Source organism: Achromobacter sp. 10T422 (assembly GCF_056394065.1).
Map to the genome: position 1 here is coordinate 178,697 of NZ_JBFTHD010000001.1, position 18,217 is coordinate 196,913.

Annotated in this window: 15 protein-coding genes; 9 read left to right on the forward strand and 6 right to left on the reverse strand. The window is 64.5% G+C overall.

Annotated features, from left to right (window positions below; translation table 11 throughout):
- Positions 1-24: 24 nt before the first annotated feature.
- Genes AC1DB0_RS00730 through AC1DB0_RS00740 form a run of 3 tightly spaced genes read left to right on the forward strand, consistent with a single transcriptional unit; the run spans position 25 to position 3,768 of the window.
- A complete protein-coding gene (locus AC1DB0_RS00730; RefSeq protein WP_476756800.1) occupies positions 25-1,101 on the forward strand; it encodes an ABC transporter ATP-binding protein in 1,077 nt (358 codons plus the stop codon).
- A gap of 13 nt (positions 1,102-1,114) precedes the next feature.
- Positions 1,115-2,761 carry an ABC transporter permease gene (locus AC1DB0_RS00735; RefSeq protein ID WP_054421815.1) on the forward strand — a complete coding sequence of 549 codons (1,647 nt, stop codon included), beginning with the start codon at positions 1,115-1,117 and terminating at the stop codon, positions 2,759-2,761.
- A 23-nt stretch (positions 2,762-2,784) separates the two neighbouring features.
- Entirely contained in the window at positions 2,785-3,768 is a 984-nt protein-coding gene (locus AC1DB0_RS00740; protein WP_427951124.1) for an ABC transporter substrate-binding protein, read from the forward strand.
- 25 nt (positions 3,769-3,793) lie between these two features.
- On the opposite strand, the gene AC1DB0_RS00745 is transcribed toward AC1DB0_RS00740, so the two are convergent.
- Entirely contained in the window at positions 3,794-4,471 is a 678-nt protein-coding gene (locus AC1DB0_RS00745) for an ABC transporter ATP-binding protein (protein ID WP_054421812.1), read from the reverse strand.
- Between AC1DB0_RS00745 and AC1DB0_RS00750 the strand changes: the two genes are divergently transcribed.
- On the forward strand, positions 4,470-5,120 hold the full coding sequence (locus tag AC1DB0_RS00750; protein ID WP_054421810.1) for an arylesterase: 651 nt from the start codon (positions 4,470-4,472) through the stop codon (positions 5,118-5,120). The two genes, AC1DB0_RS00745 and AC1DB0_RS00750, sit on opposite strands and share 2 nt — an antisense overlap.
- 88 nt (positions 5,121-5,208) lie before the next feature.
- Here AC1DB0_RS00750 and AC1DB0_RS00755 read toward each other — a convergent pair whose 3' ends face one another.
- Positions 5,209-7,173: a SurA N-terminal domain-containing protein gene (locus tag AC1DB0_RS00755; protein ID WP_054421809.1), complete on the reverse strand. Its 1,965-nt coding sequence runs from the start codon at positions 7,171-7,173 to the stop codon at positions 5,209-5,211.
- A 356-nt stretch (positions 7,174-7,529) separates the two neighbouring features.
- Between AC1DB0_RS00755 and AC1DB0_RS00760 the strand changes: the two genes are divergently transcribed.
- From AC1DB0_RS00760 to AC1DB0_RS00770, 3 genes are all read left to right on the forward strand, one after another.
- Positions 7,530-8,822: a M20/M25/M40 family metallo-hydrolase gene (locus AC1DB0_RS00760; RefSeq protein ID WP_175169034.1), complete on the forward strand. Its 1,293-nt coding sequence runs from the start codon at positions 7,530-7,532 to the stop codon at positions 8,820-8,822.
- 193 nt (positions 8,823-9,015) lie between these two features.
- Positions 9,016-9,765 carry a glycerophosphodiester phosphodiesterase gene (gene ugpQ / locus AC1DB0_RS00765; RefSeq protein ID WP_054421805.1) on the forward strand — a complete coding sequence of 250 codons (750 nt, stop codon included), beginning with the start codon at positions 9,016-9,018 and terminating at the stop codon, positions 9,763-9,765.
- Between the two features lie 13 nt (positions 9,766-9,778).
- Positions 9,779-10,669, forward strand: a complete 891-nt coding sequence (locus AC1DB0_RS00770) for a 23S rRNA (adenine(2030)-N(6))-methyltransferase RlmJ (RefSeq protein ID WP_054421803.1) — start codon at positions 9,779-9,781, stop codon at positions 10,667-10,669.
- Between the two features lie 135 nt (positions 10,670-10,804).
- On the opposite strand, the gene AC1DB0_RS00775 is transcribed toward AC1DB0_RS00770, so the two are convergent.
- The 3 genes from AC1DB0_RS00775 to AC1DB0_RS00785 all read right to left on the reverse strand — a co-directional run bounded on the left by AC1DB0_RS00775 (position 10,805) and on the right by AC1DB0_RS00785 (position 13,647).
- Entirely contained in the window at positions 10,805-12,241 is a 1,437-nt protein-coding gene (locus tag AC1DB0_RS00775) for a dihydrolipoyl dehydrogenase (protein WP_454669039.1), read from the reverse strand.
- 293 nt (positions 12,242-12,534) lie between these two features.
- The gene (locus tag AC1DB0_RS00780; RefSeq protein ID WP_054421800.1) at positions 12,535-13,266 is read right to left on the reverse strand and encodes a glutathione peroxidase; all 732 of its coding nucleotides are present in this window, start codon (positions 13,264-13,266) and stop codon (positions 12,535-12,537) included.
- A gap of 180 nt (positions 13,267-13,446) precedes the next feature.
- A complete protein-coding gene (locus AC1DB0_RS00785) occupies positions 13,447-13,647 on the reverse strand; it encodes a heavy-metal-associated domain-containing protein (protein WP_175169035.1) in 201 nt (66 codons plus the stop codon).
- A gap of 163 nt (positions 13,648-13,810) precedes the next feature.
- Between AC1DB0_RS00785 and AC1DB0_RS00790 the strand changes: the two genes are divergently transcribed.
- Together AC1DB0_RS00790 and cueR are read left to right on the forward strand one after the other, a co-directional pair.
- Complete coding sequence (locus AC1DB0_RS00790; protein ID WP_476756799.1) at positions 13,811-16,090, forward strand: heavy metal translocating P-type ATPase; 2,280 nt, start codon at positions 13,811-13,813, stop codon at positions 16,088-16,090.
- A gap of 17 nt (positions 16,091-16,107) precedes the next feature.
- Entirely contained in the window at positions 16,108-16,500 is a 393-nt protein-coding gene (gene cueR, locus AC1DB0_RS00795; RefSeq protein WP_054421795.1) for a Cu(I)-responsive transcriptional regulator, read from the forward strand.
- A gap of 130 nt (positions 16,501-16,630) precedes the next feature.
- Here cueR and rlmD read toward each other — a convergent pair whose 3' ends face one another.
- Entirely contained in the window at positions 16,631-18,166 is a 1,536-nt protein-coding gene (gene rlmD, locus AC1DB0_RS00800) for a 23S rRNA (uracil(1939)-C(5))-methyltransferase RlmD (RefSeq protein ID WP_346550011.1), read from the reverse strand.
- Positions 18,167-18,217 lie beyond the last annotated feature (51 nt).

An 18,217-nucleotide genomic window follows, 5' to 3' on the forward strand; every position in this document is an offset into this window, starting at 1 on the left:
CGGGAACCTAAGCAGGAACTGAATATGGCATCGATCACAGTAGACGGCATCGCCAAGACTTTCGGCGGGCAGCAGGTGTTGCGCAATCTGTCGCTGCACATTCCCGACGGCGCGTTCTATACGCTGCTTGGCCCCAGCGGTTGCGGCAAGACCACCTTGCTGCGTTGCATTGCGGGTTTTTACGCACCGGATGGCGGCCGCCTGCTGTTCGATCAGGACGACGTGACGCATGTGTCCGCGCACCGCCGTGACATCGGCATGGTGTTCCAGGACTACGCCCTCTTCCCCGACAAGACCGCGTTTGACAACGTGGCGTATGGCTTGCGGGCGCGCGGCGTGGCGCGTGCGGAGCTCATGCGCCGCACTAACGAAGCGCTGGACAACGTGGGCCTGCTGGCGCTGGCTGACCGCTACCCCGCCCAGATGAGCGGCGGGCAGCGGCAACGCGTGGCGCTGGCGCGCGCACTGGTGATCCGGCCGCGCGTGCTGCTGATGGATGAGCCGCTGTCCAACCTGGACGCCAAGATGCGCCTGCAAATGCGCGACGTCATTCTGGACCTGGTGCGCGAAGCTGGCATCACCACCGTGTTCGTCACGCACGACCAGGAAGAGGCGCTGGCAATGTCAGACCGAATCGCCATCATGGACCACGGCAACATCGCGCAGTTGGGCACGCCCGAAGAACTGTACGGCACGCCGGTAAATGCGTATGTGGCCGACTTCATTGGTTCGGCCAACGTCATTCCCGTGCCCGCGCAAACGGGCCTTGCCGGTGCGCCGGATGGGCATGTGCGCTATGAATTGTGCGGTCTGGGGTTTGATGGCGTGCAAGGCAGCGTGCGCCTGGACGCCAATGGCGTGCTGATTGCCCGGCCCGAGGAACTGGCGCTGATGTCGCCCGCGCCTTACGTGCCCAACACGCTGCCTGGCAAGGTGCTGCGCCGCCAATACCTGGGCTTCAAGACCGCGTACCGCATCCTGTTGGACAACGGCGCCGAGATTCGCGTGGAGCTGCATGCGGGCAACATGGTGGCGCAGTTCCAGCCGGGCGAAGCCGTGCAGGTGCTGATCCCCGCCGACAGCCGCGTCGTCAACGCCTGAGGACACGCACGCCATGAAAATCAAATGGTGGCCTTGGGGCATCCTGACCGCAATCAGCCTGGTGCTGCTGCTGTTCTTCGTGCTGTATCCGCTGGGCGTGCTGTTCAGCAACAGCATCACCGGCCAGGACGGCGGCTTTTCGCTGGAAGGCTTCAAAGCCCTGCTGGCCGATTCGCAATATCTGGAGGCCTTCGGCAATACGCTGATCCTGGGCTTAGCGGTTACCACCTGCACCGTGCTGGTGGGCGTGCCGTTCGCGTATCTGGTGGCGCGCTACGACTTTCCGCTGAAGAACCTGGTGGCGATCCTGCCCGTGCTGACCATCGTGATCCCCGAGATCATCGTGGGCCAGTCGTGGCTGCTGATCCTGGGCAACAACGGCTTGTTGACCAATCTGTTGGGCGACGCCGGCATCTCGCTGCCGTCGTTCTATGGCTGGACGGGCATGGTGTTTTCCATGACGCTCGTCTACTACACGTACATCTATCTGGGCGTGCTGGCCGCGCTGCGCGGCTTTGACGGGCAGCTGGAAGAAGCGGGCTTAAGCCTGGGCACCCCGCCGCTCTTGACCAAGCTGCGCGTGCTGGTGCCGGTGCTGCTGCCCGCCGTGCTGGTCAATGCGCTGGTGGTGTTCACGCTGGTGGTCGGCAACTTTGCGCTGGCGATGCTGCTGGGCAGCCGCGTGCCGCTCTTGTCGGTCATGACGTACAACACCTTCGTCAGCGAAATGGGCGGCAGCCCCACGCTGCAAAGCGCGATGTCGGTGGTGTCGATCGCCATCGTCGCCATCGTGCTGTTCTTTCAAAAGCGCGTGGTGGAACGCAAGGTCTACACCATGACGCAAGGGCGGGCGCCGGCTGCGGTGCGCGTGCGGTCATGGACCGCCGTGCTGTATGCGGGCGGCGTAGGCCTGGTGATTCTGGTGTCGATGCTGCCGCTCATCATCGTGTTCATTGCCGCGTTCACGAAGACCAGCGGACCCGTCATGCAATGGGGCCAATGGTCGCTGGCCAGCATGCAGCGCGCGGTGCATGGCGCGCCTGAACCGATCTTGAACTCGCTGAAGTTCGCCTCGCTGGCGACGGTGCTGGGTGTCGCGTTCGCGGTGCTGGTCAGCTATCTGACCATCAAGAAGCGCAGCGCCTTTACCCAGGTGCTGGACTACATCGTGGTGCTGCCGCTGACCATTTCCGGCACGGTGCTGGGCATTGCGCTGGTGCAAACCTTCAACACCGGCTGGCTGGTGCTGGCGGGCACCTCGGGAATCATGGTGCTGTGCTACACGGTGCGCAGACTGCCGTTTGCGGTGCGCAACGCGTCGTCGGTGCTGTTCAACATTCCCGACTCCATCGAGGAAGCGTCGATCAGCCTGGGCGTATCGCCGCTGATGACGTTCTTCAAGGTGATCCTGCCCGCCATGAAGGCGTCGATCATCTCGGCCGCCATCCTGATGTGGCTGACCACGATTTCCGAGCTGTCGGCGTCCATCGTGGCCTACAGCGGCGGCCTGGAAACCATGCCCATCGCCATCTTCCGCCAGGTTGACGGCGGCAGGCTCGGCATGGCCTCGGCCTATGGCGCGGCGCTGGTCACGGTGATCGTGCTGCCCATCATCGTGTCGGTCAAAGCATTCCGCATCAAGCTGTTCTCCGGCAAATAACCCTCTCGACCCAAAGGCTCATCATGCAACTCAAGCACCTGATTCAGACCAGCGTCCTGGCCGCCTCGCTCGCCGCTGGCGCCGCCCACGCCCAGAACGTCGTGCTGTACTCGTCGAACAACACGGAAACCATCGAGACCGCGCTGGATGCGGTGAAGAAGACGCAGCCGAAGCTGAACGTGCAGCCCGTCACCGGCGGCACGGGCACGATGATGAAGCGTATCGAAGCCGAATCGCAGAACCCGCGTGGCGACTTGTTCTGGAGCGGCGGCTTTGGCACGCTGGGCGCCTACCGCCAGCACCTGCAACCGTATCGCCCTGCCGATCTGGACAAGATCCCCGCCGAGTTCCGTGGCCCGGACGACCTGTGGGTGGGCACGAACGTGCACGTCATGGTGATGATGGTGAACGAGCGCCAGCTGAAAGGCCTGCCCGCGCCCGCCACGTGGTCGGACCTGATGCAGCCGCAATGGAAGAACAAGTTCGCCATCACGGACCCGTCCAAGAGCGGCACGGCCTACATGCTGGTGTATGGCTTGTACAAGCAGTTCGGCCAGGAAGGCCTGGACAAGATCGCGGCAAACGCCGTCATCACCGCATCGTCCGGCACCACCTACAAGGGCGTGGCGGCAGGCGAATACGCCGTGGGCATGACGCTGGAATATGCGGCGCAGGAATATGTGGCGGGCGGCCAGAAAGAGATCAAGCTGGTCTACCCGAGCGAAGGCAGCTACCTGGCGCCCGAAGGCATGTTCATCATCAAGGGCGCAAAGAACCTGGACGCGGCCAAGGCCTTGTACGACGGCCTGCTGAGCAAGGAATCGCAGGAAGCGCAGTTGGTGAAGAACTTCCGGCGCCCCACGCGTACGGACGTCGCCGTGGCCAGCCTGACCACGCTGCCTGATCTGGCGAAAGTGAAGATCTTCCCCGTCAGCCAGGAAGCGGCCGCTACCGATTATGAAGCGGTGGTTGCGGCCTGGAACCAGGCAGTGACGAAGTCGAAGTAATCAAGGCCGGGCCGGCCAGCACGCATCAGTCGTTCTGGACCATCCGGCCCGCGGCCAGCACCAGTTGGCGCCCGCAACGGGCGGCCAATTGCGGGTCGTGCGTGACGAGCACCAGCGTGGTGCCGTGCTCGCGGTGCAGGTCGAACATCAGGTCGATAACCGTGACGCCGGTGGCCGCATCCAGGCTGCCGGTGGGTTCATCGGCAAACAACAGATCGGGTTGGACGACAAAGGCGCGTGCAAGCGATACGCGCTGTTGCTCGCCGCCCGACAAGGTGCGCGGGTAATGATGCAGCCGCGCGCCCAGGCCTACACGTTCCAGCATGGCCTGCGCGGCTTCGCGCGCGGGCTGCCCCGCGAGCTCCAGCGGCAGCATGACGTTTTCAAGTGCCGTCAGGTTGGGCAAGAGCTGAAATGACTGGAACACAAACCCGACGTGATTGGCGCGCAGCCGCGCCCGGCCGTCTTCATCCAGGGCAAACAAGTCCTGCCCGGCCAGGTGCACGCTGCCCATGCTGGGAACATCAAGACCTGCCAGCAGTCCCAACAACGTGGACTTGCCCGAACCGGAGCTTCCGGTGATGGCCACGGCGCTGCCCGCCTGCACCGTAAAATCAATACCTTCCAGGATAGACAGCGTCCCGCCGGCATCGGCTACCCGCTTGCCCAGCCCTTTTACCTCGATCGAATTCTTGCTATCCATGCGCCTATTTTCCCTTCTGCGTCTTACGTCTGCCCTGGCGATTGCCGCCACGGTGCTTCCCGCCCACGCTCAGACCGCCGCGGCGGCCGAGGGTTCCGCATCGCGCACCGTGCTGGTGGTGGGCGATAGCCTGTCCGCCGAATACGGCATCAAGCGCGGCACGGGTTGGGTGCCGTTGCTGTCCGCTCGGGTTTCCGAACAATACCCTAAGTACCAGGTCGTCAACGCCAGCATCAGCGGCGATACCACCAGCGGCGGCGTGGCGCGCTTGCCTGCGCTGCTGCGCCAACATGCGCCGGCTGTCGTGGTGTTGGAACTGGGATCGAATGACGCCTTGCGCGGCCTGTCGCTGTCGATGACCGAACAGAACCTGCGCGCCATGACGCAAGCGGCCAAGCAGGCCGACGCGCAAGTGCTGATCGTGGGCATGCAGATCCCGCCGAACTATGGCCGCGATTACACGCAACGCTTTGCCCAGCTGTTCCCTGCGGTCGCCAAAGACGAAAACGCCCGGCTCGTGCCCTTCCTGATGGAAGGTATCGCAACGAACCGGGCGATGTTTCAGGCTGACGGCATCCATCCGAACGAGGATGCCCAGCCGCAATTGCTGGACAACGTGTGGCCGACGTTGCGGCCTCTGTTGAACTAGGGCCTGCCGATCAGCAGGCCCCGGCGGGGGTGCCCCAGACGGGTACGCCCCGGGCGAGTCAGCCCCAGGCGGGTACGCCCCAGGGGGGTCAGCCCGCCGCTTGCGGCGCTTCGCCGCGGATGACTTCAGCGGCGTTGGGCAGCACCTGCACCTTGTACTGCTCGCGCAGCATCTTCACGACCGCTTCCGCTTCGGCTTGGCCCAGGCCACCCGACAACTGCTGCGTCAGGCGTTCCTTGGCGGACGCGTCCACCGAGCCGGCTTCGATCTTTTCCAGACGAACCAGCGTGTAGTCCACGCCCGATTGCACGCCGGCGTAGCCGGGCAACGGCGAAGACGGCAGACGCATGGCGGCGTCCACCACGGCTTGCGGAACGTCCTTCGGATCTTGGCGCGACACGACCACGGCAGGCGAGAAGCCTTCAGGCGCCGCCGCCGGGTTGGCCTTATCGGCGGCCAGCGCAGCTTCACCGGCCTTCTTGGCGGCTTCGGCCGAACGCTCGTCCATCAGCTTGGCGCGGATGGATTCGGTGACCTTGTCCAGTGCAGGAATGTGCGCCGGCTCAATGTTGGCGACACGCACGGCCACCATCATGGCGGGCGACAGTTCGATCACGCCGGAGTTCTGCTTTTCACGCAGCACGTCGGGCGAGAACAGCACTTGGCGCACGCGCGGGTTGTCCAGCACTTCGGCATCGGGGCTGTCGGCAGCCGAACCCGGGCCAACCTTGTCGGCGGGCAGCAGGCCTTCGCGGGTGACGCCCGTGGCGGTGCGCAGCTTCAGGCCGACGGCATCGGCGGCGGGTTGCAGGCTGTCGCGCTGGTCATAGACCTGCTTGTTCAGCTGGCTGGCCATTTCCGAGAAATGCACGGCGGCAAGCTGCTTGCGCACTTCGCCGGTGATCTGGTCCTTGACCTCGGCCAGCGGCTTGATGGCGGCGGGCTGAATTTCAGTGACCTTGATGATGTGCAGGCCGGACGGGCTTTCGACCACGCCAGACACCTGGTCCTTGGCTTGGCTGAAGATCGCCTTTTCCAGCGGGCCAGACAACATGCCCGGCGCCAGCCAGCCCAGATCGCCACCGTTGGTGGCCGAGCCGGCGTCTTGCGAGTTCTTGCGGGCCAGTTCAGCAAACTGCGCCGGGTCGGCGGCAGCCTGGCGAGCCAGGTCATCGGCCTTCACGCGGGCAGCCTTGCGAGCCTCTTCCGAGGCGCCGGGCGCCAGCTCGATCATGATGTGGCTGGCGCGGCGGCGTTCGGGCTGGCCGAAGCGGTTCTTGTTCTGCTCGTAGTAGGCCTTCAGGTCTTCGTCCTTGACCTGAATGCCCTGCGTGGCGGCGGCTTCGTCGAGCACCAGGTATTGCACCTGAACCTGCTCGGGAATTTGAAGCTGCTGCTTGTTGGCGTCGTACCAGGCCTGGATATCAGCCGGGGTAACGGTCACTTGCGAGCGGAAGTCGGCGGCGGCGAAGCGGCGCAATTGCACCGTGCGCTGCTGCGTCAACGCCGTTTCCAGCGAGGCCACCACTTCAGCGGGCGCGCGGGCCGATTGGCCAACGGGCTCCAGCACGCGGGCAACCGCCAGATCACGGCGCAGGCCGGCTTCGAACGACGTCGGCGACATGCCTTGCGCCGCCAGCACCTGGCGATAGCGCTCGGGCGAGAAGCGGCCGTTGTCCTGCACTTCCGGAATGGCGGCGATGGTGTTGCGCAGCGTTTCGTCCGACACCGTGAAACGGTTGTCGACGGCAACGTTGGCCAGCAAACGCTGATTGATCAGCTCGTTCAGCAGGCGCTCGCGCATGGCCGGGGTGTCGACCAATGCCGGGTCAAAGCGTGCGCCCATACGGGCACGCATCTGCTCCAACTGGTTGCGGTGAGCCTGATCAAACTCGGCACGCGAAATAGGCTGGCCGGCGACAGTCGCCAACTCAGGCTCTTTGCGCATGAAGCTGTCATAGCCTTGAATCCCGACCAGGAAGAAGGACGGCACAATCAGAAGCAGCAGGATGAGCTGCATCCAGCGCCGATGGCTGCGAATAAATTCGAACATGGAATCCCTGTTGCCGCACTCCGGGGGTGTCCACCCAGAGCCGCACGAAAACGCATAAAAAAAGGCGAAGTCGATTCGCCCTATTCCCATACCGGTTATTACCGGATCAGCGGGCGGATTTTAGCATTTCTCATTCATATGGGAGCTTGAGATTCTCTTCAGATTTTTCCGAACCCCTTGGATCTGTCCCCGCCGCATGGAACCCGGGCGCCGTCAACCCGGGAAATACCTATTTCGGGCGCCTTTCCGCGTCCGTATCTTGGGTGCCGGGACTGGCCTCGCGCAACGCGATGCCGCCCGACGCCGCGACCTCCGCCGGCGCCCCTTTCCTAAGCAACAGTTAAAGGGTTCGATCAATGCCACTCACCTCCCCCCGCCTGCACGTCCTGCGCACCTGCCTTGCTCTGGCCTTTCTGGGCGGCGCGCACGCCGCGCTGGCCGCCCCCGTCGCCCCCGTGCACGAGGCCGCGCAAGCCCAAAAGCAGGGCATGCTCGACACCATGCGGGACCTGGTCAATATCGAGTCCGGCAGCAAGGACGTCGAAGGCGTCGAACGCATCGCCGAACTGATCCGCGACCGGTTGAAGGCGCTGGGCGGCACGGTGGATATCATCCCGGCCACCGACGTGTTCCGCCTGGACGACACCCCCGAGAAGGTCGGCCCCATGGTCCACGCCGAATTCAAGGGCACCGGCACCAAGAAAATCATGCTGATCGCGCACATGGACACGGTCTACCGCAACGGGATGCTGAAAGACCAGCCGTTCCGGGTGGATGGCGACAAGGCTTACGGCCTGGGTATCGCTGACGACAAGCACGGGGTCGCGACCATCATCCACACGCTGACGCTGCTGCAAAAGCTGGGTTTCCGCGATTTCGGCACGTTGACGGTGCTGATCAATGGTGACGAGGAAATCAGCTCGCCCGGCGCCCGCAGCACCATCACGCGCCTGGGCGCGGACCAGGACGCCATTTTCTCGTTTGAAGGCGGCGGCGTGGAACCCCGCCTGACGCTGGCCACCAGCGGCATCGGCGCGGCGTACCTGACGGTGCAAGGCAAGACCTCGCACGCGGGCGCCCGCCCCGAAGGCGGCGTGAACGCGTTATATGAACTGGCGCACCAGCTGCTGCAGTTGGACAAGCTGTCCAAGCCCGAAGACGGGCTGAAGCTGAACTGGACGGTGGCCCAGGCCGGCACCAACCGCAACGTCATTCCTGGCCAGGCCACCGCCCAAGCCGACGCCCGCGCGCTGCGCGTGTCGGACTTTGACGCCCTGGCGCGCACGCTGGAAGAGCGCGTGCAGAAAAAGCTGCTACCGGAATCCAAGGTCAGCGTGAAGTTCGAAGTGCGCCGCCCGCCGCTGGAAGCCACCGAAGCGTCCCGCGCACTGGCGCAGCACGGCGTGAAGATCTACCAGGAGCTGGATCTGCCCATGAAGGTGGTTGACCGCGCCAGCGGCGGCGGCACCGATGCCGCCTTTGCGGCCCTGAAGGCGCGTGGCCCGGTGATCGAAGGCATGGGCCTGAGCGGCTTTGGCGCGCACTCCAATGATGCGGAATACATCCAGATCAACAGCATCGTGCCGCGTCTGTATCTGGCCAGCCGGATGATCATGGACGTGTCGCAGGACAAGGTGTCGTCGAAGTAAGCGGCTTTGGTTCGCCGCCGCGGCCCGTCATGGCCCGGCGGCAGAGTGCCTGCGACTGGCGCCCGCGCTTGAGCCCGTGCCTTGAGCCAGGGCTGGGGCCTGTGCCAATGCCGGGCCCGCTCCCCCCTCAAATCGCCCCCCAAGAAGGAGTATCCTTGCAACCCTGTCCATAAGAACCCCAAGCAACACCAAAATGACCGCAAAACTCCCGTCCTGGCCCTATTCCCGTTACATCGCGCACCGCGGCGGCGGTCGTCTGGCTCCGGAGAACACGCTGGCCGCCATGCGCGTGGGCGCCGAGCACGGTTTCACGATGTTCGAATACGACGTGAAGCTGAGCCGCGACAACGTGCTGGTGCTGATGCACGACGACAACGTCGATCGCACCTCAAACGGGCAAGGCCCGGCCGCGGACAAAACCTACGCCGAACTGGCGCAACTGGACTTCGGCAGCTGGCACTCGGCCGCCTACGCCGGCGAACCGCTGCCCACGTTTGCCGCCGTCGCCCGCTACACGGTCGCCAACCACATCGCCAGCAACGTCGAGATCAAGCCCTGCCCCGGCCGCGAAGCCGAAACCGGCGCCGCCGTGGCGCTGGCCTGCAAGCAATTGTGGGCAGGCGCCAGCACGCCGCCGCTGCTGTCCTCGTTCGCCGAAGAAGCGCTGCAAGCCGCGCTGGAAGTGGCGCCCGAGATCCCGCGCGCGCTGCTGGTGGAAAAGGTTCCCGCCGATTGGCGCGAACGTCTGGTCAAATACGACTGCGTCGCCCTGAACATCAACCAGAAAGACGCAACCCGCGAACTGATCGACGCCGTGCATGCCGCCGGCTACCGGATCGCGGCCTGGACCGTCAACGACCCCGAACGCGCCCGCTTGCTGCTGGACTGGGGTATTGACGGCATTTTCACCGACGAGCTGGCCGCGATCCGGCCGGCCGCCTGAGGCAGAACGCCCCGTGTTCAGTTACCGCCACGCCTTTCACGCCGGCAACCATGCCGACGTGCTCAAGCACGCCATCCTGGTTCACACCCTGGATTACTTCAACAAAAAAGACGCGCCCTATTGGGTCGTGGACACGCATGCCGGCGCCGGCCTGTACAACCTGGACGGCGACTGGGCGAACAAAACGTCCGAGTTCGTCGACGGCATTGGCCGCCTGTGGGACGCCAAAGACCTGCCGCCGCTGCTGGCCGACTACGTGGCCCGCATCCGCGACTACAACACCAATGGCCGCCTGAAGCGCTACCCCGGTTCGCCGTGGCTGGCGCTGGACGTGATGCGCCCGTCGGACCGGCTGCGCCTGTTCGAAATGCACCCGACCGAAATCGACACGCTGGTCGTCAACCTGGAACACCAGGGCCGCGCTGCGCAACGCCAGACGACCATCTACGGTGACGACGGTTTCGAAGGCGTCAAAGCGCTGCTGCCGCCGCCGACGCGCCGCGGCATGGTGCTGATCGACCCGTCGTACGAAGACAAGCACGACTACCGCCGCACCCTGATCACGGTGAAAGAATGCATCAAGCGTTTCGCCACCGGCACGATCGCCGTGTGGTATCCGCTGGTGCAACGCCGTGAAGCCAGCGAAATGGCCCGCCATTTCGAAAACCTGAAGGTCAAGAGCTGGCTGCACGCGACGCTGACCGTCAAAAAGGCGACGATTGACGGCTACGGCCTGCACGGCAGCGGCATGTTCCTGATCAACCCGCCGTGGACCTTGCACGAAGGGCTCAAGCAAGCGATGCCGTACCTGGCCCGCGAACTGGGGCAGGACGAACGCGCAGGCTTTACGTTGCAATACCGCGAGAATCCGTTCCCCGTGCCGAAGAAGCAGTCGGACGATTGACGGGTTTTGTGCGAACGAAAAAATGCCGCGATTTTTGATCGCGGCATTTTTTTTGACCGAGTGATGGGTTTCGCGCGATGGGCGAAGCGCGATACGGCGATCACAAGCACACCGCTGACGATCGCGCTTAACCCATCACACCGTTTCCTGCTCCGCCGCCTCGCTACGCAACGCTTCCTGCGCCCGAGCCAGCTTCGCCGCCGCATCCCGCAACGCGGTACGCAGGCCTTCTTCGATGACCGGGTGGTAGAACGGCATTTCCAGCATGCGCGCCACCGTCAGTTCCTGCTGCACGGCCCAGGCCAGCAGGTGACCGATGTGTTCGGCACTCGGCCCCACCATTTCGGCGCCCAGGAAGCGGCCCGACGCAATGTCGGCGTACACATGCAGCATGCCCTTGTTCTTCAGCATGACGCGCGAACGGCCTTGATCGCTGAAATCCACTTCGCCGACCACGAACGTGCCCGGGATCAACCGGCCATAACCCTGCCCCGCCAAGGCAATCTGCGGGTCCGAGAACACCACCGCCAGCGGCGCGCGGCGCAAGCCTTGGCGCACCTCGGGGAAGCGCGCCGCGTTTTCACCCGCGATGCGGCCTTCGTCCGCGGCTTCGTGCAACAAGGGCGCATCCGCATTGGCGTCACCCGCGATGAAGATGGGCGAATCGCCCGCCTGCATCGTTTCGCGGTCGAACACCGGCACACCGTGCGCATTCAGTTCCAGCGACGTGTTCTCCAGCCCTAAGCCGTCCACGTTCGCGCGGCGGCCCGTGGCTACCAGCGCATAGTCAAAGCGTTCCGTACGTTCGCTGTTATCCAGCGTCACGTAACGCACTTCCACTTCGTCGCCCACGCGGGTGGTTTCCAGCACTCGGGCATCCGGGTCCAGATAGAACTCGCGCTGGAAAATCTTGCGGGCGGACTGGCGCACTTGCGGGTCGCTGATGCCGCCCAGGCTGCCGCTGACGCCAAAGACGCGCACATCCACGCCCAGCCGCGCCAGCGCCTGCCCCAGTTCCAGCCCGATGACGCCGGGGCCGAACACGGCCACGCGGCGCGGCAGGTCGTCCCACGCAAACACGTCATCGTTCACGACCAGGCGGTCGCCCAGCGCGCGGAACGGCGGCGGCACCGACGGGCGCGACCCCGTTGCGATGACAACGCGCGACGCATGCACTTCAGTGTGCTCGTCCACGCGCAGCACCGTATCGGACACGAAGCGGGCATAGCCGCGCAGCTTGTCGTCGGCGGGAATGTTCTCGACGCCTTCCAGCACGAAGCCCACGAAGCGGTCACGCTCACGCTTGACGCGGTCCATCACTTCCACGCCGTCTACCGAGATCTCGCCACTGACGTGCACGCCAAACGCCTCGGTATGCGCGGCGTTGTGGGCGGCTTCGGCCGCGGCGATCAGCAGCTTGGACGGCATGCAGCCCACTCGGGCGCAGGTGGTGCCATAGGGTCCGCCTTCAATCAGCAGCGCGCGCTTGCCCGCGGCCTTCGCGGCGCGATAAGCGGCCAGACCGGCGGTGCCGGCGCCAATGACGGCGATATCGGTGTGCAGAGTTTTCATGATTGGGGTTCCCCCATAGGTTGCGGGTAGCAGGGATTCAAAAGGCGAGTTCCGCCTTATTACGCATCCTTGGGACGAACAGCGTCCGGCGGCGCCCGTGACGGGCCGCAGCAGGCATGCGATAAGGGTGCGTAAAAAGGGAAACTCGAGCGGCCTGGCCTGGCCTTCAACTCGGCGGGCTTTAACGTGTCAGCCTCAGCCCGGCGGCAACGGGACGGCGAACCTGCGCCGCCCCGTTACGCCGGCCAGGCGGGGAATGCTCCCCTGCCCGGCTGACAGACTGGCTGACCGACTTAGGCTGCGAAGTGCGCCTTCAGGTCTTCCAGGCCGCCGATCAGCGCGCCATTGATGAACACCTGGGGAGCGGTGCCCTTGCCGGACACAGCGCCGATCACACGGCCCCGGACCTTGTTTTCCAGCGGGATTTCGATCGGGGCGTAGCCCTTTTCATCCAGCAGCGCCTTGGCTTCCACGCAGAACGGGCAGCCCGGCTTGGAGAACACGACCACCTGGTCGGGCTTCTTGGCCGTGGGGGCAATGTGAGCCAGCATCGTGTCGGCGTCCGACACTTCAAACGGGTCGCCTTCCTTTTCCGGTTCGATGAACATCTTCTGGACGACGCCGTCCTTCACCAGCATCGAATAGCGCCAGCTGCGCTTGCCGAAGCCCAGGTCGCTCTTGTCGACCAGCATGCCCATGCCTTCGGTGAACGCGCCGTTACCGTCGGGCAGCAGCGTGATGTTGGCCGATTCCTGGTCCTTGGCCCATTCGTTCATCACGAACGTATCGTTGACCGACACGCAGACGATGCTGTCAACGCCAGCGTTGAAGAACGCGGGAGCCAGTTCGTTGTAGCGCGGCAAGTGGGTGGACGAGCAGGTCGGCGTGAAAGCGCCGGGAAGCGAGAAGACGACAACCGTCTTGTTCTTGAACAGATCGTCGGTCGTGACCTTCTTCCACGTGTTGTCTTCACGGACGGGGAACGTTACGTTCGGAACACGTTGGCCTTCGCGGTTTTGCAGCATTCAAATCTCTCCTTGGGTAGCGGGGTTTGTTTAACCACCATGGAAAGAATGATAAATCTCAGCTATCGATTAAGCAAATTTAATTAACTAAATTGATCGATAGCTTTTTGCAATGAACAAATAACTGCTGGAAAAGAGGATCTATCATAAACCGCCTTTCCAGCAGTGCAGCATGCAGGCTTATACGCGCGCCGGCTCGTAGCCCGCATCGCGGATGGCGGCTTCGACCTTGTCAGCCTGGTCCGTCCCCGTGACGGTCACGCGGTGCGTGGGCAGGTCCACGGTAACGGTCGCGCCCGGGGCAGCCTGGTTCACGGCGCCGGTGATGGTCTTCACGCAATGGCCGCAAGTCATGTCAGGCACTTGGAATTCGATGCTCATCGTTTTTCTCCGTAAGTTCTTCAGGGTAGCGGGACGTTTTTTCCACGCCATGGAGCGAACTTTAAACGTTCCCATCATGGCAAGGTCAAGCGTAGAATGGCGCTTGACCTTCCCACGATGGGAAGGATGAAACTGCAAGCTCCCCTCCAAAACGAGAACAGCCATGAGCGTTGCCAGCCCCTCAACCACCCAGTTGGAACTCGCCATTGAAGGCATGACGTGCGCGTCGTGCGTCAAGCGCGTGGAAAAGGCCCTGACCCACGTTCCCGGCGTTGCCCAGGCTCAGGTCAACCTGGCGACCGAACGCGCGCTGGTGTCGTATGACCCGTCCTCGGCCCAGCCGCAAGCGATGGTCGATGCCGTCATCAAGATGGGTTACGAAGCGCGGCCCATTGCCGCGCAGGACAACCACGCCGAACGCCAGTCCCAAGCGCGGGACGCCGAAGCCCAGCGCTTGCAGCGCGCCTTCACGGTGGCGCTGGTGCTGACCTTGCCCGTGTTCCTGCTGGAAATGGGTTCCCACCTGATTCCCGCCATGCACCATTGGGTGCTTGCCACTATCGGCCAGCAAAACAGCTGGCTGCTTCAGTTTGTGCTGACGACTGCGGTCTTGGTCTGGCCGGGCCGCCATTTCTTCACCAAGGGGTTTGTGGCCCTGTGGCGCCGCGCGCCCGAGATGAATTCGCTGGTCGCGCTGGGCGCAGGCGCAGCGTGGGGCTATTCGGTGGTGGCGACCTTCGCCCCCGATTGGCTGCCCGAAGCGGCGCGCAATGTCTACTTCGAGGCCGCCGCCGTCATCGTGACGCTGATCCTGCTGGGCCGCATGCTGGAAGCGCGCGCCAAGGGCAAGACCGGCGCCGCCATCAAACGTTTGATCGGCCTGCAACCGCGCACGGCGCGCGTCATGCGTGATGGCCAGGCGCTGGATGTGGAAATCGAAAAGGTAAAAACGGGCGACATCGTCGTCGTGCGGCCGGGCGAAAAGATTCCGCTGGATGGCGACATCATCGAAGGCACGTCCTACGTTGACGAATCCATGCTGACCGGCGAACCGGTGCCCGTCGAAAAGCAGCCCGGCATGCAAGCCACGGGCGGCACCTTGAATACATCGGGCAGCTTCACGCTGCGCGTCACGCACACGGGCGCCGACACCATGCTGGCCCGCATCATCCGCATGGTGGAAGCGGCCCAAGGCGCACGTTTGCCCATCCAGGCGCTGGTCGATCAGGTCACCGCCTGGTTCGTGCCCGCCGTGATGGCCGCCGCCCTGCTCACTTTCCTGACGTGGTTTTTCCTGGGGCCCTCGCCCGCGCTCTCGCATGCGCTGGTGAACGCCGTGGCCGTGCTGATCATCGCCTGCCCCTGCGCGATGGGGCTGGCGACGCCCACGTCCATCATGGTGGGCACGGGCCGCGCGGCCGACATGGGCGTGCTGTTCCGCCAGGGCGATGCATTGCAAACGCTGCGTGATGTGAACGTGGTGGCCTTTGACAAGACCGGCACGCTGACGCTGGGCAAGCCCACGCTGACGGAACTGGAACCGGCTGCGGGCCATGACGGCAACGACGTTCTGCAATGGGTGGCGTCGGTGCAAGCGCGGTCAGAGCATCCGATTGCGCTGGCCATTGTGGCCGCCGCATCGGAACGCAAGATGGAACTGCTGCCTGCCGACGGCTTTGCCGCCATCACCGGGGCGGGCGTTGAAGCGACCGTGGCCGGCCGCAAGGTGCTGGCGGGCGCCGCGCGCTTGATGGCCGAGCGCGGCGTGGACGTCAGTGCGTTTGGCGCGCGCGCCACGGATTGGGGCAATGAAGGCAAGACGCCCATCTATGTGGCGATCGACGGCCAGGCCGCCGCCATGATGGCCGTAACGGACCCGATCAAGCCGTCGGCCGTGTCCGCCATCGCGGCGCTGCATGCGCAAGGCTTGAAGACCGCCATGATCACCGGCGACAACCGCTACACGGCCAACGCCGTCGCGCGCCAACTGGGCATTGATGAGGTGCGCGCCGAAGTGCTGCCCGACGGCAAGGTGGACGCCATCCACACGCTGCGCGAAGGCGGCCGCAAGGTGGCATTCGTGGGCGACGGCATCAATGATGCGCCGGCGCTGGCGGCGGCCGACACGGGTATCGCCATCGGCACCGGCACGGACGTCGCTATCGAAGCCGCGTCGGTGGTGCTGATGGCCGACGACTTGCACGGTGTGCCCAACGCCATCGCGCTCAGCCGCGCCACGCTGGCCAACATCCGCCAGAACCTGTTCTGGGCATTTGCCTACAACGCCGCGCTGATTCCGCTGGCGGCCGGCGCCTTGTATCCGGCGTTCGGCTTGTCCTTGTCGCCCATCTTCGCCGCGGGCGCGATGGCCTTGTCCAGCGTCTTCGTGCTGGGTAATGCGTTGCGCCTGAAGGCGTTCCGGCCGCGCGCGGCGCAGGCCTGATCTACCGGAGACCCATGATGAATATCGGCGAAGCCGCAAAAAGCTCGGGCATTTCGGCCAAGATGATCCGCTACTACGAAAGCATCGGCCTGATCGGCCCGGCCGTGCGCACCGACTCGGGCTACCGCGTGTATAGCGACCATGATCTGCACACGCTGCGCTTCGTGCGCCGCGCGCGGGACCTGGGCTTTTCCGTGGAGCAGATGAACGAGCTGCTGGCGCTTTGGAAGGACCGCAGCCGCGCCAGCGCCGACGTCAAACGGATTGCGCTGGAACACGTAGAGGAATTGGAGCGCAAGGCGCAAGCCCTGCGCGACATGGCGGCCACGCTCAAGCATCTGGCGCAGCATTGCCATGGCGACGACCGGCCGGATTGCCCGATTCTTGAGAACCTGGGGCAGTCGCACTAAGAGGCGTCGGCGCAGACGCGTCGGCAAGCCACCAAGGCCTGCCGGCTCAGACGCATCAAACTCCAAACGGACCGGAGCAAACAGGCCGGAGCAAACGGGCCGGCATTGCGACCGGCCCGTTTGCTTGGGACTAGCTTTGCGCTTCGCCCGGGGCCTGTTCGGCCTGTTCAGCCTGCTCTGCCTGTTCCGCTTCCGCCGCAACGCGTGCGTGATACGCATCCGTCGCCGCTTGCTTGGACGCCGCCTTCTCCGCCGCCGCAGCAGCCTTGGCTTCTTCCGCCGCAATGGCATCAGCCGCGGCCTGGATGGCGCGCTGACGGGCGCGTTCCTTCACTTCCGCAACACCCGCCGCATCCAGCGATTCGAACACGGCGATGGATTCCACGTGGCCCGTGTGCGGGAACATGTTGATCACGCCGGCGCTCTTCAAGACATAGCCGCCTTCATGCACCAGGATGGCGGCGTCGCGCGCCAGCGTGGCCGGGTTACAGGACACGTAGACGATGCGGCGCGGCCGTTCTTCCACCGACAATTCCGACAGCGCCTGCGACACGGCGTGCGCGCCTTCGCGCGGCGGGTCGATCAGCATGCGGTCGAAGTAACCCAGGCTGCGCAGCCAATGCGCATCCACTTCAAACAGGTTCAGCGTGGCGAAGCTGGTGCGGTCGCCCAAGCCATGGCGCGATGCGGCGTCAAACGCGCGGTCGGTCAGCGCCTTGCTGCCTTCCACGCCCACGGCTTCGCGGCCTTGGGTGGCCAGCGGCAACGTGAAGTTGCCCAGGCCACAGAACAAGTCGGCCACGCGGTCGGTGGGCTGCACGTCCAGCAGCTTCAACGCGCGCGACACCATCGCGCGGTTGATGGCGTGGTTGACCTGCGTGAAGTCTGTCGGCCGATACGGCATGCGCAGGCCGAACTCCGGCATCGTGTAGGACAGCGTGTCGTCGTGCTCGCGCTCCAGCGGATGGACGGTGTCCGGGCCCTTGGACTGCAACCACCACTGCACGTTGTGCTCGGCGGCGAAGGCGCGCAGGATCGCGATGTCGCCATCGGTCAGCGGCAGCAGATGGCGCAGCACCAGCGCCGTCACGCCTTCACCCAGCGACACTTCAATTTGCGGCATGCGGTCGGGCGCGGACATCGAGCCGATCATCGCGCGCAGCGGCATCAGCAAGTCGCTGACGTGACGCGGCAGCACATGGCATTCGCGCATGTCGGCCACGTAGCTGCTCTTGCGCTCGTGAAAGCCCACCAGCACGCCGCCCTTCTTCGGCACGACCCGCACCGACAGGCGCGCGCGATAGCGGTAGCCCCAGGTCGGGCCTTGCAACGGCGGCAGAATCAGCGCCGGGCGCAGCTTGCCCACGTGCCAGAAGGTGTCTTCCAGCGAACGCTGCTTGATGGCCACTTGCGTGCTGGGCTCCAGGTGCTGCATGGCACAGCCGCCACAGACGCCAAAGTGCGGGCAACGCGGCACCACCCGTTGCGACGACGGGCGCAGCACTTCGTCCACCCGCGCAATCTCATAGGACGGCTTGCGGCGCAGCGTCACGGTGGTGACCCGCTCGCCCGGCAAAGCGCCTTCCACGAACACCACTTTCCCGTCGCGGCGGGCGATCCCCCTGGCTTCCAGATCCAGGGACTCGATACTCAAAACGTCTGACATCTCACGCAGTCCAGAATTACACGCAACCCATGATTGTAAAAGGACTCCGGG